At 70.4% G+C, this 25,023-nt stretch carries 23 protein-coding genes; 11 read left to right on the top strand and 12 right to left on the bottom strand.

The genetic code is table 11. The features are described 5' to 3' along the window. Window positions 1-58 precede the first annotated feature (58 nt). The 3 genes from ACIP64_RS25075 to ACIP64_RS25065 form a co-directional block, all read right to left on the bottom strand. Window positions 59-1,540, bottom strand: a complete 1,482-nt coding sequence (locus ACIP64_RS25075; RefSeq protein WP_401590804.1) for an aldehyde dehydrogenase family protein — start codon at window positions 1,538-1,540, stop codon at window positions 59-61. Between the two features lie 110 nt (window positions 1,541-1,650). Further along, a complete protein-coding gene (locus ACIP64_RS25070) occupies window positions 1,651-3,174 on the bottom strand; it encodes a GMC family oxidoreductase (protein WP_401590801.1) in 1,524 nt (507 codons plus the stop codon). A gap of 174 nt (window positions 3,175-3,348) precedes the next feature. Beyond that, window positions 3,349-4,026 (bottom strand): helix-turn-helix domain-containing protein, encoded by a 678-nt coding sequence (locus tag ACIP64_RS25065; RefSeq protein ID WP_401590798.1) that lies wholly within the window; start codon window positions 4,024-4,026, stop codon window positions 3,349-3,351. A 236-nt stretch (window positions 4,027-4,262) separates the two neighbouring features. Between ACIP64_RS25065 and ACIP64_RS25060 the strand changes: the two genes are divergently transcribed. Next, window positions 4,263-4,898: a hypothetical protein gene (locus ACIP64_RS25060; RefSeq protein WP_401590796.1), complete on the top strand. Its 636-nt coding sequence runs from the start codon at window positions 4,263-4,265 to the stop codon at window positions 4,896-4,898. A gap of 40 nt (window positions 4,899-4,938) precedes the next feature. On the opposite strand, the gene ACIP64_RS25055 is transcribed toward ACIP64_RS25060, so the two are convergent. Genes ACIP64_RS25055 through ACIP64_RS25045 form a run of 3 tightly spaced genes read right to left on the bottom strand, consistent with a single transcriptional unit; the run spans window position 4,939 to window position 6,453 of the window. Then, a complete protein-coding gene (locus tag ACIP64_RS25055; protein ID WP_401590794.1) occupies window positions 4,939-5,604 on the bottom strand; it encodes a dihydrofolate reductase family protein in 666 nt (221 codons plus the stop codon). Beyond that, window positions 5,604-6,107: an SRPBCC family protein gene (locus ACIP64_RS25050; protein ID WP_401590791.1), complete on the bottom strand. Its 504-nt coding sequence runs from the start codon at window positions 6,105-6,107 to the stop codon at window positions 5,604-5,606. Before ACIP64_RS25050 ends, ACIP64_RS25055 begins: the two co-directional genes overlap by 1 nt. Further along, complete coding sequence (locus ACIP64_RS25045) at window positions 6,088-6,453, bottom strand: ArsR/SmtB family transcription factor (RefSeq protein ID WP_401590788.1); 366 nt, start codon at window positions 6,451-6,453, stop codon at window positions 6,088-6,090. Before ACIP64_RS25045 ends, ACIP64_RS25050 begins: the two co-directional genes overlap by 20 nt. A 1,016-nt stretch (window positions 6,454-7,469) precedes the next feature. Here ACIP64_RS25045 and ACIP64_RS25040 point away from each other — a divergent pair. From ACIP64_RS25040 to ACIP64_RS25025, 4 genes are all read left to right on the top strand, one after another. After that, complete coding sequence (locus ACIP64_RS25040) at window positions 7,470-8,420, top strand: hypothetical protein (protein ID WP_401590786.1); 951 nt, start codon at window positions 7,470-7,472, stop codon at window positions 8,418-8,420. Between the two features lie 94 nt (window positions 8,421-8,514). Further along, a complete protein-coding gene (locus tag ACIP64_RS25035; protein WP_401590783.1) occupies window positions 8,515-9,483 on the top strand; it encodes a sugar phosphate isomerase/epimerase family protein in 969 nt (322 codons plus the stop codon). Between the two features lie 140 nt (window positions 9,484-9,623). Continuing rightward, window positions 9,624-12,920, top strand: a complete 3,297-nt coding sequence (locus tag ACIP64_RS25030; RefSeq protein ID WP_401590780.1) for a PQQ-dependent sugar dehydrogenase — start codon at window positions 9,624-9,626, stop codon at window positions 12,918-12,920. A gap of 284 nt (window positions 12,921-13,204) precedes the next feature. Beyond that, window positions 13,205-14,371 (top strand): ROK family protein, encoded by a 1,167-nt coding sequence (locus tag ACIP64_RS25025; protein ID WP_401590778.1) that lies wholly within the window; start codon window positions 13,205-13,207, stop codon window positions 14,369-14,371. 245 nt (window positions 14,372-14,616) lie between these two features. On the opposite strand, the gene ACIP64_RS25020 is transcribed toward ACIP64_RS25025, so the two are convergent. Further along, complete coding sequence (locus ACIP64_RS25020) at window positions 14,617-15,579, bottom strand: TIGR03619 family F420-dependent LLM class oxidoreductase (protein WP_401590776.1); 963 nt, start codon at window positions 15,577-15,579, stop codon at window positions 14,617-14,619. 168 nt (window positions 15,580-15,747) lie between these two features. Between ACIP64_RS25020 and ACIP64_RS25015 the strand changes: the two genes are divergently transcribed. Next, window positions 15,748-16,140: a MerR family transcriptional regulator gene (locus ACIP64_RS25015; protein ID WP_401590773.1), complete on the top strand. Its 393-nt coding sequence runs from the start codon at window positions 15,748-15,750 to the stop codon at window positions 16,138-16,140. A gap of 45 nt (window positions 16,141-16,185) precedes the next feature. Here the strand turns inward: ACIP64_RS25015 and ACIP64_RS25010 are convergent, their stop codons facing one another. The 4 genes from ACIP64_RS25010 to ACIP64_RS24995 all read right to left on the bottom strand — a co-directional run bounded on the left by ACIP64_RS25010 (window position 16,186) and on the right by ACIP64_RS24995 (window position 19,342). Continuing rightward, window positions 16,186-16,902 carry a hypothetical protein gene (locus tag ACIP64_RS25010; protein WP_401591114.1) on the bottom strand — a complete coding sequence of 239 codons (717 nt, stop codon included), beginning with the start codon at window positions 16,900-16,902 and terminating at the stop codon, window positions 16,186-16,188. 119 nt (window positions 16,903-17,021) lie between these two features. Then, a complete protein-coding gene (locus ACIP64_RS25005; RefSeq protein WP_401590771.1) occupies window positions 17,022-18,041 on the bottom strand; it encodes a DUF4331 family protein in 1,020 nt (339 codons plus the stop codon). Window positions 18,042-18,248: 207 nt separating this feature from the next. Beyond that, window positions 18,249-18,428: a hypothetical protein gene (locus ACIP64_RS25000; RefSeq protein ID WP_401590768.1), complete on the bottom strand. Its 180-nt coding sequence runs from the start codon at window positions 18,426-18,428 to the stop codon at window positions 18,249-18,251. Between the two features lie 68 nt (window positions 18,429-18,496). Next, on the bottom strand, window positions 18,497-19,342 hold the full coding sequence (locus ACIP64_RS24995; RefSeq protein WP_401590766.1) for a helix-turn-helix transcriptional regulator: 846 nt from the start codon (window positions 19,340-19,342) through the stop codon (window positions 18,497-18,499). A gap of 143 nt (window positions 19,343-19,485) precedes the next feature. Between ACIP64_RS24995 and ACIP64_RS24990 the strand changes: the two genes are divergently transcribed. The 5 genes from ACIP64_RS24990 to ACIP64_RS24970 all read left to right on the top strand — a co-directional run bounded on the left by ACIP64_RS24990 (window position 19,486) and on the right by ACIP64_RS24970 (window position 24,290). Then, window positions 19,486-20,334 (top strand): SDR family NAD(P)-dependent oxidoreductase, encoded by an 849-nt coding sequence (locus ACIP64_RS24990; RefSeq protein ID WP_401590763.1) that lies wholly within the window; start codon window positions 19,486-19,488, stop codon window positions 20,332-20,334. 53 nt (window positions 20,335-20,387) lie between these two features. Then, on the top strand, window positions 20,388-21,338 hold the full coding sequence (locus tag ACIP64_RS24985) for an SDR family NAD(P)-dependent oxidoreductase (RefSeq protein WP_401590761.1): 951 nt from the start codon (window positions 20,388-20,390) through the stop codon (window positions 21,336-21,338). A 330-nt stretch (window positions 21,339-21,668) separates the two neighbouring features. After that, a complete protein-coding gene (locus tag ACIP64_RS24980; RefSeq protein ID WP_401590759.1) occupies window positions 21,669-23,075 on the top strand; it encodes an amidase in 1,407 nt (468 codons plus the stop codon). A gap of 85 nt (window positions 23,076-23,160) precedes the next feature. Beyond that, window positions 23,161-23,670, top strand: coding sequence for a winged helix-turn-helix transcriptional regulator (locus tag ACIP64_RS24975; RefSeq protein WP_401590756.1), 510 nt, complete (start codon window positions 23,161-23,163; stop codon window positions 23,668-23,670). A gap of 77 nt (window positions 23,671-23,747) precedes the next feature. Next, window positions 23,748-24,290 carry a hypothetical protein gene (locus ACIP64_RS24970; protein ID WP_401590754.1) on the top strand — a complete coding sequence of 181 codons (543 nt, stop codon included), beginning with the start codon at window positions 23,748-23,750 and terminating at the stop codon, window positions 24,288-24,290. Between the two features lie 30 nt (window positions 24,291-24,320). Here ACIP64_RS24970 and ACIP64_RS24965 read toward each other — a convergent pair whose 3' ends face one another. Continuing rightward, window positions 24,321-24,977, bottom strand: a complete 657-nt coding sequence (locus ACIP64_RS24965) for a class I SAM-dependent methyltransferase (protein WP_401590751.1) — start codon at window positions 24,975-24,977, stop codon at window positions 24,321-24,323. Window positions 24,978-25,023 lie beyond the last annotated feature (46 nt).

The following is a 25,023-nucleotide window of genomic DNA, read 5'->3' as shown; positions in this document are numbered from 1 at the left end:
CTGACCGTGCCCCTCGGAGTCGGTCTCCGAGGGGCATGTCTCCCTTCCCGGGAGACGGTCATTCGGCGATGGGGTAGCGCGGCGGCGGGGAGCCTTCGATGGTGACCCACTGGAGTTCCGTGAACTCCTGCATGCCGGCGCGCCCACCGGACTTTCCGTAGCCGCTGCCCTTGACCCCGCCGAAGGGCATCTGGGGTTCGTCGTCGAGGGTCGTGCCGTTGATGTGGCACATGCCGGCGTCGATGCGCTTCGCGAGGTCCAGCGCGAGGGGGATGTCGCGGGTGAAAATGGCCGCGGAAAGCCCGTAGTCGCTGTCGTTGGCCATGCGCACGGCCTCCTCCGGTCCGTCGGCGACGGCGACTCCGACGATCGGCCCGAAGGACTCCTCACGCCAGACCCGCATGGCCGGCGTGACATCGGCCAGTACGGTGGGTGCGTAGCAGGCACCGTCAGCCGTGCCGCCCGTCAGCAGCCGTGCGCCACCCGCCACGGCGTCGTGGACCATGTCGGACAGCCGCCTGATGCTGTCCGGTCCGACGAGGGGGCCGAGCACCGTGCGCGGATCGCGACCGTCGCCGTAGGTGAGGATGACGGCGAGGGCGGTCAGGCGCCGCGTGAACTCATCGGCGACGGTGCGGTCGACGATGATGCGTTCGGTGGTGATGCAGCCCTGGCCGGAGTTGGCGAACGAGCCGAAGGCGACGGCGCTGACCGCCTGGTCGAGGTCGGCGTCGGCGAGGACCAGAACGGGCGCCTTGCCACCGAGTTCGAGGATGACCCGCTTGAGGTGCGCGGCGGCCTTCTCCGCGATGATGCGGCCCACCCGGGACGACCCGGTGAAGTGCACGCGCCGTACGGCCGGGTGGGCGATCAGGGCGTCCACGACGGCGGGGCCGTCCTGAGGGGCATTGGTGACGAGGTTGTACACCCCGTCCGGAGGCCCGGCCTCGGTGATGCACTCGGCGATCAGACCGTGGGTGCGCGGAGTCTGCTCCGCCGCCTTCATCACCACGGTGTTGCCCGCGGCCAGCGCATGGGGAACCGAGCTGCCGACCAGCAGTGCCGGCGCGTTCCACGGGACGATGCAGGCCACCACGCCGGCGGGCTTCCTGATCGCGATCGAGGTACGACCCGGCATGTCGGAGGGGATGATCTCGCCGGTGAGGGTCTCATGGACGGCGCCCGCCGCGTAGCGGAAGTTGTCGGCGAGGACCGTGGTGTTGAAGTGGCCCCAGCCGGCGGGGCCGCCCATCTCGGCGGTGATCGCCCGGGAGATCTCGTCCGATCGGGCCTCGATCGTCTCGGCCGCCGTCCACAGGATGCGGCGGCGCTCGCCCGGTGCCAGCGCCGCCCAGGCGGGAAAGGCCCGCTCGGCGGCATCGACCGCGAGCACGACGTCCTCGGGAGCAGCCGCCGCGGCCTGGGAGGCGACATGGCCGGTGAACGGGTCGCGTGCCGTGTAAGTACGCGCGTGGGAAGCGTGCTGCCACATGCCGTCGATCAGCAGGTGCTGGAAGGTGTTCTCAGTGGTGAGCGTCATGGGTGGTTCTCCGTGCTCGGGGGCGTCGTGGCGTACGTGGGCCGCGGCGCCCGAAGGTGGGGTGGGGGCCGTGGTCTCCGGCCGGTGCGTGGTGCGACGGGCCGGAGCCGTCAGGAGCGCAGCAGTTCGGCGGCCCGTTCCGCGATGGCGCAGACAGTGGCGTTGGTGTTGGCCGAGGGGATGGACGGGATGACCGAGGCGTCGGCGATCCGCAGACGCTCGACACCCCGCACGCGCAGCCTGTCGTCGACGACAGCCCGCGGATCGACACCCATCCGGCAGGTGCCCACGGGGTGGTTGTAGGTGGTCAGGGTGGTGAGCACGAACCGCCGCAGATCGACGTCGTCCGTCACCCTCGGCCCCGGCTGCACTTCACGCTCACGCCATTCGCCGAGCGCACGCGCCTCGCCGATCTCACGTGCCAGGCGCAGTCCCCGGACGACCGCTTCCAAGTCCCGGTCGTCGCCGAAGTAGTTGGGGTTCACCAAGGGCCGTACCCCCGGATCCGCGCTCGCCAGCCGGACGGTGCCCCGGCTCAGCGGCAGCATCGGGGCGACGGCGATCGTGTAGCCCCGCCCCGTTTCGGGCACGTCGGCATCCGGGATGTGGCCCGGAACGTCGATGAAGAGTATCTGCAGGTCGGGTCCGTCGAGCCCCGGCCGGCTGCGCACCAGGCCGAACGCCTCGCCGTGATTGTTCATCGCCGCCGGGACACGACGTGCCGCCTGGTAGACGACGTCGGACATCGGGTGGTCGTGCAGGTTCTCCCCCACATCCGGCAGGTCCACCGCGACGTCGACGCCCGCCTGCCGCAGCTGCCGTGCCGGGCCGACCCCGGAGAGCATCAGCAACTGCGGCGACCCGACGCTGCCGGCCGCGAGGACCACCTCGCCCGTACAGCCGACCGAGACGGTGTCGCCCCCGGTGTTGTACTCCACTCCCGTGCACCGGCCGCCGCTGATCCGCAACCGGTGGACCAGTGCCTGGGTCACCACCGTCAGATTGCGCCGGTCCATCGCGGGCGCCAGATAGGCATCAGCCGCGCTCTGCCGTTTTCCGTCGACGATGTTCAGATCGGACCAGCCGAACCCCTCCTCCGCTCCCCCGCTGATGTCGGCCGCGCGGAGATGGCCGGACTCCGCCGCCGCCTCCAGCATGGCCGCCACGACCGGGTTCGGAGGATCAGGGGGTCCCACCCTCAAGGGCCCGCAGGTGCCGCGCAGTTCAGGATCCCGTCCGACCGTGCTCTCGCTCCGCATGAAGTAGGGCAGCAGGTCCTCGAACCCCCATTCCGTGAGGCCCGCCTTCGCCCACGCGTCGTAGCTGCTGCGATGGCCCCGGACGTAGTTCATCGCGTTGATGGCCGACCCACCGCCGAGCACCCGCCCGTTCCCGATGGGGATCCTCGTGCCGGTGGTCCGCTGCGGGACCGTCACATCCCCCCAGTTCGCGGACGTCTGGAGCAGCGTCGGCCACGCCGGAGGCGCGGACTTGGCAGCCGGGGTACGCGCCAGGCCCGCTTCCAGCAGCAGGACCCGCGAGCCGTCGTCCTCGGACAACCGCGCGGCGATCACACAGCCGGCCGTCCCTCCGCCGACAACGATGTAGTCGAACCCGTCGGTCGTGGTTGGCATGGTCTCTCCCACCGTCGAAATCCCCCGTCAGGGATGTCTGGGCACTCACGTGCGCTCCTACCGGGGTAACGCGAAAGAGAGGGCGGCAGGACTTTCGTTCCGCTCAGCGAAACGGGACGGTGAGTGCCCCCCGGCGGCGCGGCAGGGCAGTGAGCAGGGCTCGCGCGGGTTCTTTCAGTGCTCCAGGCGGCGCAGGTCGGAGAGGATCAGCGCGATGGTCCGGTCCAGGGGGCGTTTGAAGGGTTCCAGGTCCACGCCCCTGGGCTCGGCGAGGGTGAGAATCGCCGTGTCGCCGCAGGGAACGGTCACGGGCGTGGCGATGCAGTCGATGTCCGGGTGTGCCTCTCCGTACTCGGCCGCCAGTTGTCCCCGCTCCAGGGCGCGCCAGACGGCCGAGGCCGGATGCTCGGCGGAGCGTCGCTGCTCGGGGGCGGTCACGGCGCCGTGTACCCGAGCTCCGTAGGCCCGGGAGAGCGCGTTGAGCGGCTGTCCCGGGGCATGCACGTACAGGAACAGGGTCGCCCCCGTGGCGCGGCTCAGGGCATGCATGCGAACGTGCGCCACACCTGCCAGGTCGGCTCGGTAGGGAACTTGCGACAGGTCGCCCAGCCCCGCGCCCAGGGCCCATGCGTGGTCGCGACGGCTCACGACACCCTCGCGGGCCAGCTGCTCCAGGATCCGGTGTGCCGTCGTCTTGGGCAGGCCCACCGCCGCCGCCAGACTCGTGACGCCCATCGGACGCCGGGCCTGGACGAGGACCCGGATGAGCGCGAACGCACTGCGCACGACGCCGTCGTTCTGGCCCGCGCGTCCTGATGCCGGGACGCGCTCCGAGGCGAAGTCGTCCATCATCGTCCGCTCTTTCCCGCGCCGGAAGGGCGCCGGCCGCACATCTCACCCTTCATCGATCGTAAGCCGGTGTCTCCCCTCTCGCGTTCCGCTCCGGTTGGCCGGCGACACGAGGGGGACACTCAACGAAGTCACCTTGGAGCACTGGGTAACACGGCCCCAGGTACGTTCACCCTCGGTCACAGCGCTAACTTTTTCCCTTCGCCGCACATGAGCGACGTGCATACGAAGGGGCGAGGATGAGCGTGATCGGGGTCTGGGTCGTCGGCGTCGTGACGGACGATGCGATCGCGGAAGCGCGTCGCCGGTTCCCCGTCGCGGCACGCGCCCACGGCATCTGGCCGGAACCGTTCGACGACCAGAGCCAGTGGTACGAGCGTCTCGGGCCTGTGGGGACGTTCGAGGTGACACCTGGGCAGCCGTCGCGCGCCAACGAGATCGCGCTCTTCGCCCACGCGGTCGACGAGGTCCGCAACAGCGCGCCAGAGGTGGACGCGTTCCAGGACCATCTGCTGCACACGGCCCCGCAACAGGAGGGTGAGGACATGTTCTGCGCCGCCGTACCCAGGAGTGACGGAGCGGCGGCGCTCATGTGGGCGCTCGGCCTCGACGCGACGCTCCGACTTCCCGGCTGCTGCGGACAGTTCCTGCTCGATGCCGCCCAGGTACGGGCCGCGCTTCCCGCAGCCGAGCAGGCGCTCGTCGTTCAACTGCCGCGCAGGGCCGACGTGGCCGCCCGGGTCCGGCTGTGGCTGGACGAGATGGCGGACGACCCGAATCGCGACATCGACGAGCTCATCGACGGCCCGCTGCGGGTGCTGCGTCACGCGGCGCGCACGGGATCAGGCGCCGTCGGGCTCACACTCTGCTACTGACGGCAACTCCTGGGGGCCGCGCCCCGCCGGCAGGATCCCGCTACCGCTTCCCGACGCCGTACGTCAGGTGGGTCACCCGGGTCGAGGCGTCCGCGCGGGTCTGGTCGAGGGTGAACCGGGCCGGGTCCACGTGGTCGAACAGGCGGATGCCGGTGCCGAACAGCACGGGTGCGAGGGTGATCGAGAACTCGTCGACCAGGCCGCTGTCCAGATACTGCTGGATCGTCTCGGCGCCGCCGGCGATGCGGACGTCGCGGTCACCGGCGGCCTCGCGAGCCCGGTCCAGTGCGCTGGAGATGCCGTCGTTGACGAAGTGGAACGTCGTGCCGCCCGGCCGCTCCCACGGGGCGCGCTCGGTGCGGGTGACGACGAACACCGGGGTGTGGAAAGGGGCTTCTTCCGGCCATGCCCGCTCGCCGGCGTCGAACATGCGCTTGCCCATGACGCTCGCGCCGGTGCGCTCGTACGTCGCGCGGACGATGTCGTTGTCGAGTCCTTCCTCGCCGCCCTCGCCGAGCTTGAGGTTCTCCCGGAACCACCGCTGCGGGAACACCCACGCCTGCAGCTCCGACCACTTGGCCATCCAGCGCTGGACCCCGGGGTCGCTGCTGCCCCCGGGCGCGAAGACGTCCTCGACGGGTACGGGCTCCGGCGCCACGAAGCCGTCGATCGACATCGTCACGCTGAAGAACACCTTCCCGGCCATCAGCCCACCGCCTTCCTCGTGAGCTCGTCGACGTAGGCCGCCAGGTTGCGCAGCGTCTGCTCGCCGCCCTCGACCGCGTGGTACTTCTCCGCCGCCTCGTCGCGCAGTTCCTTCGTGGGGAACACCGTGCGCATCACGATCCGGGTCTCCTCCCCCGCCGGCTCGAACGTCAGGACCGACTCGAAGGCGTCGGGGTCGTCGCGGGACTCGCCGTGCACCAGCGCGATCCGCTCCGGCGGGACGATCTCGGTCCAGGTGATCCACTCCTGGTAGTCGGTCCCGTCCGGCCCGTGCATCACGAAGGCCCAGACCCCGCCCGCGCGGAACTCGAAGGACCGCGTCGTGGTGGTGAAGCCGTCCGGTCCCCACCACCGCGACAGGTACCGGACTTCCGTGAACGCCTGGAACACCAGCTCCCGTGGGGCGCCGATCGCCCGGGAGATCACGATCTCGCGGTCCGCGGTCGTACGGCCGGGTTCGCCGTCACTGCTGGTCGTCGTCATCCGGTGGTTCCTCCTGCCGTTCCTGCTCCAGGTCTCGCACGAACGCGTCCAGCCGGTCGAAGGTCCCGTTCCAGAACTCCTCGAAGCCGCCCACCCACTCGTGAACCGGCCGCAGCCCCCGGGCGTCCAGCCCGTACAGCCGCCGCTTGCCCGCCTCGCGAACGCGCACCAGGCCGACCTCGCGGAGCACCCGCAGGTGCTTGGACGCCTGCGGCTGGCTCATCCCGAGGTCCCGTGCCAGTGCGGTCACGGGTCGCTCGCCGGCCCGCAGCAGCATGAGGATCTCGCGCCGCTGCGGCTCGGCGATCGCGTTGAACGTGTCCGAGGTCGTCGCCGCTCGTGCCATGGCACCATCATATGCCTATATCGGAATGCGTCAATGCACACGCGGCGCCCGCCCGGCTCCGGCCGGTCACGGCTCACACAGCTCACCCTGCGGCGGGTACGGCTGCAGCGACGCCCCTCCTCGACTCAGCCGAGCCAGTCGCGCCAGCGGGGGTGCGGCATGACGCACTGACCTGACTCATAGGCCCGCCGGCGGGCGAGGTCGGCCACTTCCCATCCGTCCGCACCTTCCCGTCCGCGCCGGGCATGGGTTTCCCGTCGCCACCGCGCACGGTGGCATACCCGTAGGCGCAGTCGGGGTGCACGGTCTCGGTGCCGTACCAGCCGAGGGTCACGACGAGGGCGAAGCCGGCGACAGCGAGGGCGAGTTGCGCCGGGCCGCGGGTCAGGAAGGGGATCATCCGCCGACCGCACAGTGGGCCGCCGGGTGCGGATTCGACTACGCCGGGACCAGGCCGGACCGGCCGCGACGGCCCGCATCGGCGAAGGGGGAGGCGCGGCCGCGGTGGCGACGGAGCCACGGGCGCGCGCCAATGATCCACAATCCGCTCGACATGAGCGCTCCTGTCAGGGACGACGACGGTGCGCGGAAGCGCCGACCGAGTGGCGAAGCGTCACGAGCGTGCGGCAGAGCGTCACCCCTGTCAAGGTGCTATCCAGCATTTCGTTGGATTCAATTCGCGGATGACGGCGATCTTTTGACGGTTCACCAAAAAGATTTTGATGACTCCGTCCAAAGCTCTGGACACCACTGGGGACCCCGGTTAGCGTTCCAGCCGATCGACACGATGTTTCGTCGATGTAACGCCAGTGCGGCCTTGCAACCCACCCGCCCCGCTCGCCGGGGCCGTATGCGACGCGTCCTCACCGCCGACGAGAAGCCGACCTCCCACCCGCCCGCGAGCGGCGGCTTTCCCCCCGCACAGATGTCCCGCACTCCGCAGCACCCCGCCCCGGCGGGGGTTCCCGGCCGCGGCATGCCGCCGTGGCCGTAACCGCAGCAGAAAGGGAAGCCCCATGAAGATCCGTTCCTACCTTGTTGCAGCCTCGTTGGTGGCCTCGGGCGGGCTGGTCACGATTGCGGCGCCCGCGCAGGCGGCGCTCACGACCACCTGTGTCGGAGAGGGCGGGGCCGTCACCGTGAACGGCACCCTCGTGGTGCCGGCCGGCGCGTCCTGCACGCTGACCGGTACGAAGGTCAAGGGCGCGGTGACCATCGAGGCCGGCGCCGACCTCGTGGCGAAGGGCGTCACCTTCAGCAGCACTGTCGCCGTAGGGAACAACGCCTACCTGGACATCACCGACAGCAGCGTCAAGGGCGCGGTGACCGAGCAGGGCGCCTTCGGCGTGCACGTGCAGAACACCGCGGCGAGCGGCGGCATTTCGGCCGTCGACGGCTTCCTGTACAGCGTCGACTCCACGGTCAGGGGAGACGTCAGAGCCTCCTCGGGCGAGCTGTACATCTCGGGCACCACCGTCTCCGGCGCCGTCGCCGGCGACGCGAACCTCTACACCGACGTCTACGACACCACGGTCGGCAAGACGCTCACCGTGAGCGGCAACACGCTCGGCGGTGTCCTGTGCGCCAGCGAGGTCGAGGGCGACACGGTCTACCAGAACAACTCCGACAACCTGCAGCTCGGCGGCGACGGCCCGCTCAGCTCCTGCGCGGGGGCGACCTACCTCGGCGGCGACCTCGCGGTCACCGGCAACAACGCGAACGCGGTCCTGGACAACACCATCGTCCGCGGCAAGCTCACCGCCAGCGACAACAGCCCCGCACTCCAGGTGGGCCCGCTGGCCCGCGTGCGCGGCGGCATCACCGCGACCACCACCGCCCCCGCGACGTCGCTCGCCCGGGCCGCCAAGGCCGCCTCGCAGGACCGCGGCGCCGACCTCGCCGCGAAGGTGGCCGAGCGTACCGCGCAGGCGGAGGCCGCAGCGGCCGCCGCGGGCACCGGGCTGTGATCCCGGCCCGGCCACGGGCGACAAGCGCTCCGCACCGCCAGCACCGCGCACCTCGCACCGCACTCTTCTTCGCCGCATCCACCAAGGAGTGACCGTGGGCCACCTGGACAAATCCTTCGACCGCAGAGACTTCCTGCGGGCCACCGCCGGTGCCACCGTGGCGGTCGCCGCCGCCTCCGTGGTCGGCGCCGCGACGGCGACTTCCGCCTCCGCCGCGCCCAGCATCCTGTCCATCCCGAAGGACCGCATCTCCCTGCAGCTCTACAGCGTCCGTGACAAGGTCACGTCGCTCGGCTTCCGGGTCGTCCTGGAGGAGATGGCACGCATCGGCTACAAGGAGATCGAGTTCGCGGGCTACACCCAGAACACCTCGATCCTCGGCCGGCAGATCACGCTCCAGGAGATCCGGAAGCTGCTCGACGACAACGGCCTGAAGGCGATCGGCAGTCACGTCGGCATCGGGGACTTCCGCTCCAACCTCCAGGGCCAGCTCGACGCGGCGCAGATCCTGGGCATGCCGCACGTCGGTACCGCCAACGCGCCGTCGAACTCCAACACGGTCTCCGGCTACCTCGCCGCCGCGGAGGAGTTCAACACCTGGGGCCAGGCGGCCGCCGCCCGCGGTCTGAAGCTGTACCAGCACAACCACGCCGGCGAGTTCGCCTTCGCCACCGACCAGCCGTCGGTCCGGCTGTACGACGTCTTCCTGCGCAACACCGACCCGCGCTACGTCTACTTGGAGATGGACGTGTACTGGGCGTATGTCGGGCAGCACCGCTGGCCGGGCTTCGACCCCGCGGCCTACGTGCGCAACCAGCCCTACCGCTACCCGCTGTTCCACATGAAGGACGGCGCCGCCAACTCGAGCGCGGACGGCTACTCCATCGTCGAGTTCGGCGCCGGCGTCCTGCCCTACCAGCAGTTCATCCGGGACATCGGTGCCCGCGGCAGCCACGTCGGCATCTGGGAGCAGGACACCGCGCCCAACACCCAGCCGAACCCGCCGGGTTCGTTCGGCGCCGCGCAGCGCAGCTTCACGGCGCTGAAGCAGCTGCTGGCCTGATCGCAGGCACCCCACCGGGCCCGGCCCGCCGTTGGCGTACCGCTGCCACGGCGCAACCGGCGGGCCGGCCCGGCTGCGCACCTCCTGACCGGAACAGACCAAGGAGACGCATCACTGTGTACCGTACCCTGAGAGGCCTCATGGCCGGGGTGCTCCTCGCATCGCTGCCCATGCTGAGCGGTCTCGCCTTAGCACCGGCCGCGCAGGCGCACCCGGACGACGCCCACGCGACCGCGGCCGCCGACCCCGCCGTGGACTGGTCGAACTACGAGAAGGTCACGCTCAGCAAGAACACCGGCGAGCCGATCGACCTCGCCGTGCTGCCCGATCTGCGCGTCCTGCACACCGCCCGCAACGGCGATCTGCGGATGACCGACCCCGGCACCGGCATCACCAAGGTCGTGAACCACCTCGACGTCTACCAGAACTCAGAGATGGGTCTGCAGACCGTCACCCTCGACCCGGACTTCGCCACCAACCACTGGGTCTACCTCTACTACTCGCCGCCGCTGAGCACTCCCACCGGTTCGGCCCCCGAGCGGCTGCCGGCCGGGCAGACCGACGCGTACTGGAAGCAGTGGGAGGGCTACGACGCCCTCACCCGCTTCAAGTGGACGGGCGACCAGCTCGATCTGTCCACCGCCCAGGAGATCATCCGCGTCACCACCAACCGCGGTCAGTGCTGCCACGTCGCCGGCGACGTCGACTTCGACGCGCAGGGCAACCTCTACCTGTCCACCGGCGGCAACACGCCCGCGTCCGGTCCGAACGTGAACGGCTACACGCCGATCAACGACGCGGCCACCTACAACCCCGGCCTCGACGAGCGCCGCGGCTCCGGCAACACCAACGACCTGCGCGGCAAGATCCTGCGCATCCACGTCCAGGACGACGGGAGCTACACCATCCCGTCGGGCAACCTGTTCCCGGTCGGTACGCCCAAGACCCGTCCCGAGATCTTCGTGATGGGCCTGCGCAACCCCTACCGGATGACGGTGGACAAGGCCACGGGCGCCGTGATGTGGGGCGACTACGGCCCCGACGCCGGCAACGCCGACGCCAACCGCGGGCCGATGGGCTATGTCGAGTGGGACACCACCACGACGGCCATGAACAGCGGCTGGCCGTTCTGCACCGGTGACAACACCCGTCCCTACAGGGACTTCGACTTCGCCACCCTCACTCCCGGCCCCGCCTTCGACTGCGCCGCGCCGGTCAACGACTCCCGCTGGAACACCGGCCTCACCGATCTGCCCCCGGCGAGGGCGGCCACCTTGTGGTACGGCGACCGCGACACCGACCAGCCCTGGCCTGAACTGACCGCCTTCCGCGGTCCCGGCGGCCCCGGCGGCCAGGCCCCGATGGGCGGCCCGGTCTACCACTACGACGCGTCCAATCCGGCTCCGGGCAAGTTCCCCGCGTATTGGGACGGCAAGGCGTTCTTCGGGGAGTTCTCCCAGGACTATGTCGCCGCCCTGACCCTGGCCGGCCCGGACGGACCGGTCACCAAGCTGGAGAACGTCCTGCCCAACAGCGAACGTGCCGGCAACGGCATCCCGCCGTGGGACAACCCGATGGACCTGGAGTTCGGCCCCGACGGCGCGCTCTACGTCCTCGACTACGGCGACGGCTTCTTCCGGCAGAACCCGGACGCGGGCCTCTACCGGATCGACTACGCGGAGGGCAACAAGGCCCCCACCGCGGTGATCAGCGCCAGTCCCTCCTCGGGCCAGGCACCGCTGACCGTCTCCTTCAGCGCCACCGGCTCCAGCGACCCGGAAGGCTCCGCCCTCACCTACCAGTGGGACCTCGACGGCAACGGCACGTTCGAGACCACCGGCCCGACGGCCAGCCGCACGTATCCCGACAACGGCCAGCTCCAGGCCCGCCTCAAGGTCACCGACCCCGAGGGCAAGACCGGCCTGACCAGCAAGCAGATCACCGTGGGCAACACCGCTCCGACGGTGGCGTTCACCTCCCCGCCCAACGGCGGCTTCTTCACCTGGGGCGACGTGGTGCCGTACGCCACCCGGATCGACGATCCGGAGGACGGCACCAACATCGACTGCACCAAGGCCGCCTGGACCCTCGGCCTCGGCCACAACCAGCACGGCCACCCGGTCAGCAGCGGGACCGGCTGCTCGGGGGCGATCACCACCCCGACCGACGCCGGCCACGGTGACACGGAGAACGTCTTCGGCGTCCTCGGTCTCACCTACACCGACCGCGGCGCCGGCAGTGTGCCCCCGGCCACCAGCGACGCCCAGGTCGTCCTCAACCCCGCTCTCATGCAGGGCGAGCACTACGACTCGGCCCAGGGCGTCACGATCACCGATGACACCACCGCCTCCGGACAGCGCAAGCTGACCGCCTTCGACGCCGGCGACTGGATCGGCTACGACCCGGTGTCCTTCGCCGGCATCACCGGGGTGCAGACCCGTGCCACCGGCGCCGGAACGCTGTCGCTGCGCTGGGGCACGCCCAGGTCCGACCCGTTCGCCACGATCACGGTCCCGGCGGGCGACGGCTGGCAGACCGTCAACACGGCGCTGGGTTCGGCTCCCACCGGCACCGGGCAGCTCTACGTCACCTCCTCGGGCGGCGTCGACGTGGACTCCTTCACCTTCCAGGGGTCCGGTGTCGCCGACAGGACCCCGCCGACGGTGACGGCCACCCTCAACCCGGCACAGCCCAACGGCAGCAACGGCTGGTACACCGGCAATGTGTCGCTGAGCGTCAACGCCACCGACAACGGGGCCATCAAGAGCCGGGAGTACTCGCTCAACGGCGGAACGACCTGGCTGAGCGCGAACAGCGCGGTCACCCTCTCCACGGAGGGCATGAGTTCCATCCGGTACCGCGCGACGGACACGGCCAACAACGTCTCCGCCGTGGGCACCGTCGCCGTCCGGATCGACAAGACCGGACCCGCGGTGACGGTCACCGGGGTGACGGCCGACACCGCCTACGGGGACTCCCAGCGTCCGACGCCGGTGGTCACGGTCACGGACGCCGTCTCCGGAGGGCCGACCGCGACCGCGCAGCTGGACGGTACGGCGGTCACCCCGGGGCAGCCCCTGCTGCTGTGGCGGTTGCCGGTGGGCGGCCACGACCTGGTGGTCACGGGTCGTGACGCGGCGGGCAACACCACCACGCGCACCGTGCACTTCACCACCACCACCTCCTTCGACGAGCTGGACACCCTGATCACCCAGCTGCGCGCGGAGAACCGGCTGACCGAGCAGGGCCGGCAGCGCCTGACGGTCCGGCTCGACCAGGCCCGGGCGCACGCCGACGCGGGGCGCACCAACCAGGCGGCCGCCGTCCTGGACCAGGTCGCCCAACTGGCCGCGGACACCAAGCTGGTGACCGACGCGACCGCGCGGACCGCGCTGGCCCGCGATGCCCTCGCCGTGAAGGGAGGCCTGGCCGGCTGATGCGAGGAGTGCTGCCCGTCCGCCGCACGGCGGCGGGCAGCACCCTGCCGGTGGCTCCAGGGCTCACCAGCGGCCGTCGCGGAACGTCGGCCGCCCGCCCTGGAGTCCGTCCACGTACCCGGCACCCCCGAACTCAAAATCTCCTCGCGTAACTTTGCGACCCACTGATGCTTTCTTCGTTTCGAATTTAACTTTCGACAATTCGCGTGAAAGCCATTGACGCTTGTGAATCAACGCCCCTAACGTTTTGTCACACATTCGGCCGATACCCAGGAAGTGAGCCCGTGAGCATCCAGTACCGCGTGCTGAGCCTGTTGCGCGACCTCGGGCCGCTGTCGCGCGCACAGCTGTCCGACGAGCTGGAAGTGGCGAGGCCGAGGCTGCTGGCTGAACTCGACCGCCTGATCGCCGCCGGAAGGGTGCTCGAGGCGGGGCGGGCCACTTCTCGCGGCGGCCGCCCCTCCACTCTCGTCCAACTCGACCCCGACATACGGTTCGCGGCGGTGGACCTCGGGGCCAGCTCGATCGACATCGAGATCACCGACGGAGGGCTGAAGCCGATCGCCTCCTATGCCGAGGCAGCCGATATCCGCAAAGGCCCCCGTGCCGTCCTGGACAGGGTCAACGAACTCCTGAACAAAATGGCGGACCAGGCCGGGTGCGCGCGGTTCAACTCCATCGGCATCGGGCTGCCGGGTCCGGTCAGTTTCAAGGAGGGGATCTCGGTCTCCCCGCCGATCATGCCGGGTTGGGACCGCTTCCCCGTCCGGGACACCCTCACCCGCGCGCACGGCTGCCCGGTCGTGGTGGACAACGACGTGAACGTGATGGCACTCGGCGAGCGGTACGCGGGGGTCGCCAAGGCCGTCGACAACCTGCTGTTCGTCAAGATCGGCAGCGGCATAGGCTGCGGGGTCCAGGTCCACGGCCAGATCTATCGCGGGTCGGAAGGGTCCGCGGGCGACATCGGCCACATTCAGGTCGAGACCGAGGGACCGGCCTGCTCGTGCGGCAAGACCGGCTGCCTGGAGGCCTTCTTCGGCGGTGTGGCCCTGGCCCGGGACGCCACCGCCGCCGCCCGCTCGGGGCAGTCGCCGGCGCTGGCCGAACGCCTCGCCGCGGAGGGCGCCCTCACCGCGGTGGACGTGGCGGAGTGCGCGGCCGGCGGGGACGTCACGTGCGTCAACCTCATCCGGGACGGCGGCCACCGGGTGGGACAGGTCCTCGCCACGCTGGTCAGCTTCATCAACCCGTCGATGATCGTGATCGGCGGCGGCGTCTCCGGGCTCGGCCACCTGCTGCTCGCCGAGATCCGCAGCGTCGTCTACAAGGGCTCGCTCCCCCTCGCGACCGGGAACCTCCAGATCGTGCTGTCGGAACTCGGCCCGCGCGCCGGGGTGGCCGGCGCGGCACTCCTGGCCAGTGAGCTCGACTTCGAGAGCCATCTCTGAGGGACAGGGCTCCACCCTGTGAGCGCCTTGAGGGCCGACTGCCGTTGGCAGCAGCGGGCTTGCGGGCGAAGAAGCTGCCGATCCTCCAGGCGAGTTCTTCGTCGGGCTCCTGTTGCACGCGATGTGAATGATCGGGTGCAGGGGCTCCCCACCGATCCCGTAGCCAGGCCGCCCGAGCAACCTCATCACAGGACCCGAGCCCCTTCACCGCCTCCGCCCGCCGTGCTGACCGATGGCACCCCCGGTCAGGCAGCCGCGATCCGTTCGCGGATCTCCACCGCCGTCTCGAGCATCTGCGGGGTACTGGTGAACCAGTCCTGCAGATTCAGATCCACGATGAGCTCGTCCGCGCCCGCCTCCTCGACCGTGTGGATGTCGTCCATGATCTGGTCGAGGGTGCCGACGAACGCCGATCGGTCAGGTCCTGCCGGACGGTCGGTGAAGGTGACGTTGCCCACCGCCACCAACTCCATCCGACTCGTGTCCCGGCCGTACCCGGACGCGATTTCCCGGATACGGTCCCAGCTCGCGCGCAGTTCCGCGGCTCCGGCGGGCCCGGTTGTGGTGAAGAACGGCAGCCAGCCGTCCGCGCGCCTGGCGATGCGCTCCACCGCCTTGGAACTCGTACCGCCGCCCACGTTGCTGACACCGCCGCCCAGCATCACGGGGATTTTCGACGCGGGCTTGGGCAGGACCGAGGCGTTGTCGATGATGACGCGGGGACTCCGGAAGGTCACCGGGTCCGGCCCCCACACGGCGTCGAAGACGTCCAGCGTCTCATCGAGGAATCTGCCCCGGTCCGCCCGGGTGGCTCCGGTGGCCCGGAGTTCGTCGGTGGACCAGCCGGCGCCCATACCCGCGATCATGCGGCCGCCGCTGATCTGGTCGATGGTGGCCAGTGCCTTCGCCAGTTGGACGGGGGCGTGGAGGGGGGCGATCAGGACGGCGGTACCGAGGCGTACCCGTTCGGTCACCACCGCCGCTGCCGTGAGGAGCGCCAGTGGGTCGGCGGCCTGCCGCGCGATCTCCGGCCACGGCGCGTCCGGCGGGGCGTAGGCGTAAGGTTCGACGGGCGTCTCCGGGAAAAGCAGCCGTTCGTTCGTCCACACACTGGCGTAACCGGCCGCTTCGGCCGTTCTGGCCGCTTCGACCACGTCGTGTCGCAGGTCGACTCCCAGCCGCTGGGGAAGACGAAGTCCGAGTTTCATGTCAAGCCTTCGATGTCGTCGTGATGGTCGTGGCAGGCACAGGACTGAGCCGAGAATCTGACATACCCCTAATTTCCGACAGGGCGCTGATTTCGGCAGTTCTTTGCCCATCTCATACAGTCTCGAACATTCACATTAATGTGAGGGTCAAGCCGTAGGCTGGGGCACATGAGAATCGGAGAGCTCGCGGAGCGGACCGGCGTATCCCGTCGGCTACTGCGCTACTACGAGGAGCAAGGGCTGATCACACCCAGTCGCGCCGACAATGGTTACCGCGAGTACGGCGAGGCGCATGTGGACAGCGTGCGGCAGATCAAGGGGCTGCTCGAAGCCGGACTGCCGACGCGCATCATTCAGGAGATCCTGCCCTGCCTGGACAAGCCGCAGACCATCTATGTCCCCTACGTGACACCGGAAATGATCGCCACGCTGCAACGCGAACAGGCCGGACTGTCCGAACGCATCGAGTTCCTGACCCGCAACAGGGACGCCATCGCCAAATACCTCGACACGGTTCTCAGCGTCACGTCGGCGCACACCGGGAGCGGTGACACACCATAAGTGGGGCGCTCGGGGTGCCGGAAGGGTGGACCGCCGTGCAGACGGTCAAGGAGACAGTGCCTGGCCGTGCAGCCAGACCCGCAGCGGGCCGACCGCCTCGAAGCCGTGCCGCACGGCGGCATCCAGGTCCGCGCCGTGCTCATAGCCGACCACGGGCAGGGCCGGGAACAGCCGGTGCACTGCGTCCAGCACCACCGGCCAGGCCCGGTCGGCGCCGCCGTCCACCGCGAAGACGTTGGAGACGCCGACCACATGACCGTTGCGGCTCGCCACCGCCCCCGCGGCCACCCGGCCGTCGGCGGAGCGCCCGGCGAGCACGGACGTGGCCGGGTCGTCGAGCAGTTCGGGCCGGAAGAGGTCCGCGTCGCCGTCCCCGTCATCCCAGGCAAGGGCCCAGGCCCGCAGCGTGTCCGGGCTGCCGACCACGTCCCAGGCGAGATCCGGGGCGGTGTGCGGCGCGCTCGCCGGGCGGTGGATCCACTGCGCCTCGAACAGCACCTTGAACCCGGCCCCCGTCAGATCGAGGTCGGCGAAACTGTCCTTGACGCACGCGCCCGGAGCGGCGGTGTCGATCCGGTCCACCAGCGCGGCGGCATCGGCCCCCCGCACCAGCGTCACCGCGTCGGGGTAGTACCGCGGCGGCCGGGACGGGACGGCCCAGGCCTGCGACCCGAACTCGCCCGCCAGGCCGTGCGATCGGCACATCGACGCGCACCATTCGGCGTTGTTGCGGGCCGCGGCCCGGGTCATGTGCTGCTGCATCGCCGTCACGGGCGCATCATGGCCCGTCCTGGCCCGGTCCGTCGAAGGGGTTTCCGTCAGCCCGTCGTGTGCCTGGACCCGCTCGCCTGTCCACTCAGGCGAGCGGTCGCCCGGAAACTTCAGGAGGTCGCGGCCGGGTGCGGGTTGCCGAGGTAGGGGAAGCGGTCGAGGGTGTCCGTGTGCGGGGTGAGGCCGGTGGGGGGCGCCTCGTTCTTGGTGAGGAAGGCGACGCGGATGTCGATGACGTCCTCGGTGAAGGTCCGGCCGTTGGGGTACGCGGCGGGTTTCGCGGGGTCGAACGTGAGCACGTCCGGCAGGATGCCGTGCTCGTCGAGCGCGGCGACCGCTTCCTCCGACGTGTAGCCGCCGGTGTGGCCGAGGAGGTGGACGAACTGGTCCGTCCACCTGGCCCGGTCGTTGACCGGCTCGCTCGCGTTGTACTCCTCCTTGGTGTCGTCGGTGTTGAAGAAGCTGCTCACCGACGGGTGTCCGGCCCGGTCCGCGTGGACGAGTTCACCGTCGCGCCGCACGCTGCACCGGCCCCAGATGTGGAGTACGGGCTTCGGAGCCAGCTCCGCGGTCGGAAGTTCGACGGCCATGGAGAAGATGTTGGCCGTGGTGTTGGAGTCGACGCCGGTCCACGGGGACTTCCCGCCCAGATGCGGGGCGGTGAAATTCTTCTTGCCGCTGGTGTCGAACAGATTCTTGATGCCGTCGAAGTCGAAGAAGAAGGGATCACTGCGGCTGCCCGCGGCCACCTTGTAGTCACCGCTGCTGACCACGTTGGCCTCCTGGCGGAAGGAGACCGCGGCGTCCGAGACGATCTTGGTGCCGACCGCCTCCGGCTTGCGGGACTCGGCGCCGGTCGCCATGAACACGCTGTAGGTCTGCGAGCCGTCCGCTCCCGGCGCGCTGAAGACCCAGCTGAAGGCGATGTCGGTCAGGTAGTCGCCGTCGTTGTCGATGTTCAGCCGGTAGACGGCGTCGGGGTGGAGGGCATCCGCGTTGGGGTTGGCATCGAGGATCAGAACGGTCCTGCTGGGATCGCCGGGGGCCGCGAAGGCGAAGAGGTCGCACAGATCGAGACGCTGGTCGCCGAGCGGCGGTCCAAGGCTGAGGCCGGTGAAGTGGTTGGACATGGGGGGTCCTTCCTCTGCTCGCACGGTGAAGGACCGCCGGGGCGCCACGGCCGTCGCGCAGATCCTGCGGTGCCCGGGCGGTGCGAAGTCACGCTAGCCCGCCGCACGAGTCCGACCGGTTATCGGACAAGCGGGAGTGGCGAACACCCCTCGAATGGGCCACGGACGGGGGCCGGGGCCATGCCCCGGGGTTCCCCGTTCCGCCCGTTACGGCTTCTCCAGCGAGACCTCGGCCGCGTACGGCACCCGGCGACGCCGGAGCGACCTGAACGTGCGCTTGATGATCTTGACCAGGCGTTCCAGCACCGCCTCGCCGACCAGGTCCATGATCAGCGATACGACGCCGCGAACGATGGGGCGCATGATCGCGCCGAGTATGTCGTCCATCCGCTCCTCCGAGGTCCGCAGCGGACGACGATACCCCCACGGCGCGGCCGGCCCCCCGGCGGACGGCCTCACCGGGAAGAGCGCTGTGCGGCGAGCGGTCCCAGGGAAACGAGCAGCGCGAGACGCTCCGCCGTCGGCGTGCCCGCCGCCGGTGAGAACAGGGCGAGGATCTGGGTGCGCTCCTCGTCGAGGAGCATCTGGCAGTCGAATTCCAGCAGGCCCACCTGGGGGTGCTGGATCCGCTTGCGCCTGTCGCGCATCACCCCCACCGCGTGCAGACGCCACAGCGCCGCGAACTCCGTACTCGCCTCCAGCAGCCGTTCGACCAGGTCCCGCGACTGCGCGTCGTCGCGGCGGACGACCGCGGCGCGCAGGTCGGCGACGAGTGCCCGGGACTCCGTCGCGTGGTCCTGGACGGGATATCCGGCCCGGACGCGGGGATCGGTGAACCAGCGGTGGACCACCGTGCCCGCGGCACCGCGCAGCCGGGTGAGATCGCCGAAGACGGCCCGTGCCAGGTCGTTCTGCACGAGCGTGACACCGAGGTCGGTCATCACCTGGGCCGGGACGTCGGCAAGGCGGTCCAGCACGGCGAGGAGGCTCGGCGCGACATGTTCGTCCGACCGCATGCGGTCCGGCGGACGGTGCCCGGCCAGCCGGAAGAGATGGTCACGCTCGTCCAGCGTCAGACGCAGTGCCCTGGTGACGGCCCGCAGCACACCCGGTGACGGCTGCGGCGCACGGTCCTGCTCGAGCCGGGTGTAGTAGTCCGTGGAGATGTCGGCCAGCCGCGCGACCTCCTCACGGCGCAGCCCGGGGGTGCGCCGGCGCCCCGTGCCGGGAAGGCCGACGTCCCCGGGGTCGAGCGCCTCCCTGCGCACCCGCAGGAAGTCGGCCAGCTCCTTGGTGTCCACCCTTCGAGTCTGCGGCACGACCGCACCGGCAGCCAGAGACTGCCGATCCCTGGTTAGGGCGACTCTGCCTGCCGGCTCCGATCAGCGGAACGCTGGTCGCCGGACCGGGAGCCGCCCGGTCGTACGACGACGGAGAAGACCCCATGAGCAAGGCAACGACCGACCGGACCTGGTTCCTCACCGGAGCGTCCCGCGGGCTGGGCGCGCACTGGGCCGAGGCGGTGCTCGCCCGCGGCGACCGGCTCGCGGCGGCCGCCCGCGACACCGCGGCGCTGGCGCCGCTGTCCGAGCGCTACGGCGACCGCTTCCTGCCGCTGCGACTCGACGTCTCCGACACCGCGGCCGTCCGCGACGCCGTACGGAGCACCGAGGCGACGTTCGGCGGGATCGACGTGCTGGTCAACAACGCGGGCCACATGCTGGTCGGCGCCGTCGAGGAGATCGAGGAGGAGCAGGCCCGGGCCCAGATGGACGTCAACTACTTCGGCGCGCTGGCCGCCACCCGGGCAGTGCTGCCCGGGATGCGCGAGCGCCGTGCGGGCCGGATCCTGCAGGTCTCCTCGTTCGGGGGCCTGGTCGCCTATCCGGCGCTCGGCATCTACCAGGCCACCAAGTGGGCCCTGGAGGCGATGAGCGAATCACTCGCCGCCGAAGTGGCCGCCTACGGCATCCACATCACCTTGATCGAGCCGCTCATGTTCCCCACCGGTCTGGCGTCCGCTTCCCCGCAGATCCCGCAGGACCCGGCATACGCCCATACCCGGCAGGCGCTCTACGCGGGGGCGGAGGCCAGTGGATTCACGCCGGGCGATCCCGCGGCGACGTCCGCGGCCCTCCTCGCGCTCGTGGACGCGCCCGAGCCGCCCCTGCGGGTCCTGTTCGGGACGGGCGGTCTGGAGGCCCTGCGCACCGAGTACGCCGGCCGGCTCGCCGGGCTGGAGCAGTGGGACCACCTCTCGCGCCTCGCACAGGGCAAGCCCAGCGGCTCGTGAGAAATCCCGCCCGATCGCGGCGGCGTTTTTCCCCTCCTCCTGAAAGGCATTGCATGTCACTCATCACCACACCGTTCGGGCCGCGGGCCACCGCGATGGAGGTGACAGCGGACGTCGACCTCACGGGACGGCGTGCGATCGTCACCGGCGGCGCTTCCGGACTCGGCGCGGAAACGGTCCGGGCCCTGGCCGCGGCCGGCGCCCGGGTCACGATCGCGACGCGTGACCCGGGCACGGCGAAAGAGATCGTCGAGATGTTCCCCCAGGTCGACGCGGTGCCGATCGACCTCGCCGACCTGGCGTCGGTGCGGGCGTTCTGCCAGACATGGGAGGGGCCCCTGGACATACTCGTCGCCAACGCCGGGATCATGATGCTGCCCACCCTTGAGCGCAATGCCCAGGGCTGGGAGATGCAGCTGGCCACCAACTACCTCGGCCATTTCGCCCTGGCCGCGGGGTTGCGACCCGCGCTGGCGGCGGCGGGCCGGTCCCGGGTCGTCGTCGTCAGCTCCGGCGCGCAGCTCCGCGCCGGTGTCGACTTCGAGGACCCCCAGTTCGAGCGGCGGCCCTACGATCCGTTCACCGCGTACGCGCAGTCCAAGGCCGCCGATGTGCTGCTGGCCGTGGGCATTTCCCGTCACTGGGGCGATGCGGGCATCGCCGCGACCTCCTGCGCCCCCGGCGCCATCCCCCGCACGAACCTCGGGCGGCACATTCCGCCCGAAGTCCTGAAGGCCATCGGCGTGATGGACGGGGACGGCAACCTGATCATCCCCGACTACGCCAAGACCCCTGAGCAGGGAGCGGCGACCACGGTGCTGCTGGCCGCGTCACCTCTCTTGGAAGGCGTGACGGGCGGCTACTTCGAGGACAACCAGGAGCAGCCGGTCGTCCCAGGCGGCCCCGAGCCCGCCACGGGCGTCGCCGAGTGGTCGGCTGACCCCGGGACGGCGGACCGCCTGTGGCATCTCGCGCTCCCCGTCGTGGAGGGCGCACTGCACTGAGGCGCCCTCGGTTCCGCCCCGCCGGCGCCTCGCGCGGGGCAGGCCGAGCGGCCCATGATCCGGCCCGACCGGCCCGCGACAGGCCGGCGCTCCCTGACGCTGCTTCCGCGACACGCAGGCCGCGGAGAACCGCCCGGGCGGATGTCCGGTCGTCACACTGGGTGCGGAGATCTCCGTCCTGTCGCGGGCCGTGCGCGTCGCGGCCGATGGCGACTCCCGGGCGGCCGCCCCAGACGACCGCAGGTCTGACGAGCCCCGCCCCCGCTGCCCGCGGCTCACCGAGGCCGGGCAGCGCCCCAAGCAGTGGACCGGCCCAGGACAGGAGTCACCATGACCACCGATCTCATTCACGCCGACGCGAGCGAACTGGCCGAGCTGATCCGGACCGGGAAGGTGTCCTCCGTCGAGGTGGTTCAGGCGCACCTCGACCGCATCGAGGCCACCAATCCGAGGATCAACGCCGTTGTCACGCTCGCCGACGGTGCACTGGAGGCCGCGAGGGCGGCGGACGAGGAACTCGCGGCGGGCGGGGACATCGGGCCGCTGCACGGCGTGCCCTTCACGGTCAAGGACGCCTACGACACCGCCGGTGTGCTCACCCAGCGCGGTTCGCCGATCTTCGCCGGGCGGATCCCGGACACGGATGCCACCGCCGTGGCGCGCTTGAAGAAGGCCGGCGGAATCCTTCTGGCGAAGACCAACCTTCCGGAGTTCTCGTACTGGGTCGAGTCCGACAACCTCCTGACGGGCAAGACGAACAACCCCTGGGACCTCAACCGCTCGGCGGGCGGTTCGAGCGGCGGGGAGTCCGCCGCCATCGCGGCCGGCATGTCGCCGCTCGGTCTTGGCAGCGACCTGTCCATCTCGGTGCGCGGTCCGGCCGCCGACACCGGCATCACGTCCCTCAAGCCGACGCACGGGCGCATCCCGATGACGGGTTTCTGGCCGCGGGCCCCGCGCCGTGACTGGCACGCCGGACCCATGGCCCGCACCGTCCGGGACGTCACGCTGGCGTATTCGCTGCTGGCCGGTCCGGACGGCGCCGACGGTTTCTCCGTGGTTCCGCGTGAGTTCGACGCCGGCCTGGGCGCGTCACCGGACCGGCCCGTACGGCTCGGCTGGCTGGTCGACTCGGGGCTCGGCCCGGTCGACGCGGAGGTCGCGGCGACCGTGCGGAAGGCCGCCGACGCCCTGCGGGGAGCTCGGGTCCGGGTCGAGGCCGTCGATATTCCGGCCCTTGAACGGGACAACCCCCTGGACCTCTTCGCGCGGCAGCACGTCATGGAGATGAAACCCGCCGTCCGCGAGGTCACCGCAGGCCACGAGGACCAGATGTTCACCTACTCCAAGACGCTGCTCGGCACACCCGACACGTCCGTGGCGGACTACGTCCGGGCCGAGCAGGGTGTCGAGCGGCTCCGGGACGGCTTCGCGGAGTACTTCCAGGAGCACGACGCGCTGCTGCTGCCGGTGACGACGATCCCCGCCCACGAACACGGGCTCGGGGACTTCGTCCTCGACGGCCGCACGGTGGGCCCCTTCCACGTGAGCTCGACGACCGTCCCGTTCAGCCTGACAGGGCTCCCCGCCCTGTCCATGCGGTTCGGCACGACCGGCGACGGCATGCCCATCGGTGTCCAACTGGTCGCCGCCTGGCACGCGGAGTCGACGATCCTGCACCTCGCCTCGCTGCTGGAGACACTGAGCGAGGTCCGCGACCGGCACCCCGCCCTCTGACCACCTCCGCCGCATCCGCCTCCACGGTCACATCGGCCGGCGGCGACGGACGTAGGCTTGCGTTGAGCAAGCCTGGAGGTACGACATGCCAGGACCCCACCGCGGAACCGCCGATGGGCCGTGTCCGATCGGACGGGCCGCCGACATCCTGGGCGACCGGTGGACCTTGCTGATCATGCGCAACGCCACCGTCGGGATGACGCGTTTCGACGAGTTCAAGGCCGGACTGGACATCGCGGACAACGTCCTGTCCGGCCGTCTGCGGCAGCTCGTCGAGGCGGGGCTGCTCGCACGTGTCGCGTACCGGCCCGAGGGCGGCGGGCGAACCCGCGACGAGTACCGGCTGACCAGGGCGGGTGAGGACCTGCTTCCCGTCCTGCACGCCATGATGGTGTGGGGCAACACCCACAGTGCGTCCGCGTCACCGACGCAGCCGATGCGCCTCGTGCACACGACCTGTGGTGAGTCCTTCGAACCCGGCCGCCGATGCCCGCGTTGCCGCAGGCGGGTGCCGCGCTCCGAGGCCGCCTGGGTCAGGCCCTGGCAAAGCGACCTCGCCCAAGTGCTCGGCGCCGCCACGACCGCCCATGCCTGATGTGCTCACTTAAATCACATATATCCGTTTCGCGTCCTAGACTGGCTCCTGCAAGGCAAGCCAGAAGGGAGCAGGTCATGGCCCACCACACCACGACGACGCACCCCGCGATCCACGCACTCCCCCGTTCCGTCACGCGACTGGAGATCCCGGTCGGAGCGGACTACGAGCAGTTCCGCGCCCGCTTCGAGCAGGCCGTCCCTCCGCTGGACTACCAGCGCACCTTCGAGCTGGTCACCGAGCGCGCGCCGTGGAGCGCCGTACTCGCACTCGCGGACGAGAACGCCCCACTGGGCTTCATGATCTACTGGAAGTTCGACGCCCAGCCGCTGTTCGGCATGGCCGACGATCAGGCCCGCTGCACCGAGTACCTGATGGGCAATCACACCATCGCCGAGCGCATGTACCGGCACGACGCCGGGGCCCTGATGTACGCGCCACTGCGCACCACGATCCACGAAGCCCCCTACGGCGAGGCGGTGTTCGCGATCGACCGCCCGAGCGACACGGTCTCCGTGCTCGGCCGGCCGGAGATCACGGACGTCGGACGCGAGCTCGACCGCAAGGTCGGCGCGCTTCTCGCACACCTCGGCGTCCCCGTGCCCGACGAACTCACCTGACGGGGGCCGCGTCGGCACGAGGCGGTGGCCTCAGCGGACCTGCCCTCGACGGGCCAGGATCTGGATCCCCTTCGCCTCGTGTCCGTTCATTGTGGCGACGGTGATGTGGCGGGCGTCGGCGACCTCGAATCCGGCCAGCAGAGAGGTGAACCACTCCCCCGGGTGGTGGCGGCAGACCGCACCGTCGCCGGTCTCGAACACACCGTAGGTGCCGTAGCGTTCGGCGAACCGGGCATAGCGGTCGCGATTGCGCGCGTCGTCCTGGAGCAGCACGTCGCTGAGGTAGAGCATGCCGCCCGGCTTGAGGACGCGGTTCAGTTCACCGACCAGCCGTCGCTGGGCGTCGCTGCCGGGTACGCAGGTCAGCACGGCGAAGAGGAGAACCACGTCGAAGCTCGCCTCCGGATGGGCCGGCAGCAGCGGCGGTGCGTCCAGCACGGCGAAGCGCATGGCGGGGTGGGAGCCGCGTGCCCGGGAGATCATGCCCGGTGAGGTGTCCACGCCGAAGAGACGGGTGAAGCCGTGCTGTTCGAGGGCGTGCATGGTACGTCCGTAGCCGCAGCCGTAGTCCAGGATCGCGGCCTGCCGGTCGGTGCCGTCCAGCCACGGCAGGTGCAGGGGATGCGTGAACGTCTTGGTCGCCGCCGCGGCGTCCCAGTAGGCGGTCTGACGGTCGAGGTCGGACATGGCGGACGACTCCATCACGCCGACAGCCCGCCGGGCAAGTGGGCGG

The sequence above is a fragment of the Streptomyces sp. NPDC088733 genome (assembly GCF_044751185.1).
Classification (GTDB): domain Bacteria; phylum Actinomycetota; class Actinomycetes; order Streptomycetales; family Streptomycetaceae; genus Actinacidiphila.
Note: the sequence above shows the minus strand (reverse complement) of the source record. Positions and strands in the feature narration are given on the sequence as shown.

What these genes read in the sequence shown, in the direction of transcription:
- ACIP64_RS25070 (WP_401590801.1), bottom strand. Translation starts at nt 3,174, where the DNA reads ATGCCAACCACGACCGACGGGTTCGACTACATCGTTGTCGGCGGAGGG.
- ACIP64_RS24985 (WP_401590761.1), top strand. Translation starts at nt 20,388, where the DNA reads ATGTCACTCATCACCACACCGTTCGGGCCGCGGGCCACCGCGATGGAG.
- ACIP64_RS25050 (WP_401590791.1), bottom strand. Translation starts at nt 6,107, where the DNA reads ATGACGACGACCAGCAGTGACGGCGAACCCGGCCGTACGACCGCGGAC.
- ACIP64_RS24990 (WP_401590763.1), top strand. Translation starts at nt 19,486, where the DNA reads ATGAGCAAGGCAACGACCGACCGGACCTGGTTCCTCACCGGAGCGTCC.
- ACIP64_RS25055 (WP_401590794.1), bottom strand. Translation starts at nt 5,604, where the DNA reads ATGGCCGGGAAGGTGTTCTTCAGCGTGACGATGTCGATCGACGGCTTC.
- ACIP64_RS25015 (WP_401590773.1), top strand. Translation starts at nt 15,748, where the DNA reads ATGAGAATCGGAGAGCTCGCGGAGCGGACCGGCGTATCCCGTCGGCTA.
- ACIP64_RS24980 (WP_401590759.1), top strand. Translation starts at nt 21,669, where the DNA reads ATGACCACCGATCTCATTCACGCCGACGCGAGCGAACTGGCCGAGCTG.
- ACIP64_RS25065 (WP_401590798.1), bottom strand. Translation starts at nt 4,026, where the DNA reads ATGATGGACGACTTCGCCTCGGAGCGCGTCCCGGCATCAGGACGCGCG.
- ACIP64_RS25005 (WP_401590771.1), bottom strand. Translation starts at nt 18,041, where the DNA reads ATGTCCAACCACTTCACCGGCCTCAGCCTTGGACCGCCGCTCGGCGAC.
- ACIP64_RS25020 (WP_401590776.1), bottom strand. Translation starts at nt 15,579, where the DNA reads ATGAAACTCGGACTTCGTCTTCCCCAGCGGCTGGGAGTCGACCTGCGA.
- ACIP64_RS25010 (WP_401591114.1), bottom strand. Translation starts at nt 16,902, where the DNA reads ATGCAGCAGCACATGACCCGGGCCGCGGCCCGCAACAACGCCGAATGG.
- ACIP64_RS25030 (WP_401590780.1), top strand. Translation starts at nt 9,624, where the DNA reads ATGGCCGGGGTGCTCCTCGCATCGCTGCCCATGCTGAGCGGTCTCGCC.
- ACIP64_RS24965 (WP_401590751.1), bottom strand. Translation starts at nt 24,977, where the DNA reads ATGTCCGACCTCGACCGTCAGACCGCCTACTGGGACGCCGCGGCGGCG.
- ACIP64_RS25075 (WP_401590804.1), bottom strand. Translation starts at nt 1,540, where the DNA reads ATGACGCTCACCACTGAGAACACCTTCCAGCACCTGCTGATCGACGGC.
- ACIP64_RS25045 (WP_401590788.1), bottom strand. Translation starts at nt 6,453, where the DNA reads ATGGCACGAGCGGCGACGACCTCGGACACGTTCAACGCGATCGCCGAG.
- ACIP64_RS25040 (WP_401590786.1), top strand. Translation starts at nt 7,470, where the DNA reads ATGAAGATCCGTTCCTACCTTGTTGCAGCCTCGTTGGTGGCCTCGGGC.
- ACIP64_RS24970 (WP_401590754.1), top strand. Translation starts at nt 23,748, where the DNA reads ATGGCCCACCACACCACGACGACGCACCCCGCGATCCACGCACTCCCC.
- ACIP64_RS25000 (WP_401590768.1), bottom strand. Translation starts at nt 18,428, where the DNA reads ATGGACGACATACTCGGCGCGATCATGCGCCCCATCGTTCGCGGCGTC.
- ACIP64_RS24975 (WP_401590756.1), top strand. Translation starts at nt 23,161, where the DNA reads ATGCCAGGACCCCACCGCGGAACCGCCGATGGGCCGTGTCCGATCGGA.
- ACIP64_RS25060 (WP_401590796.1), top strand. Translation starts at nt 4,263, where the DNA reads ATGAGCGTGATCGGGGTCTGGGTCGTCGGCGTCGTGACGGACGATGCG.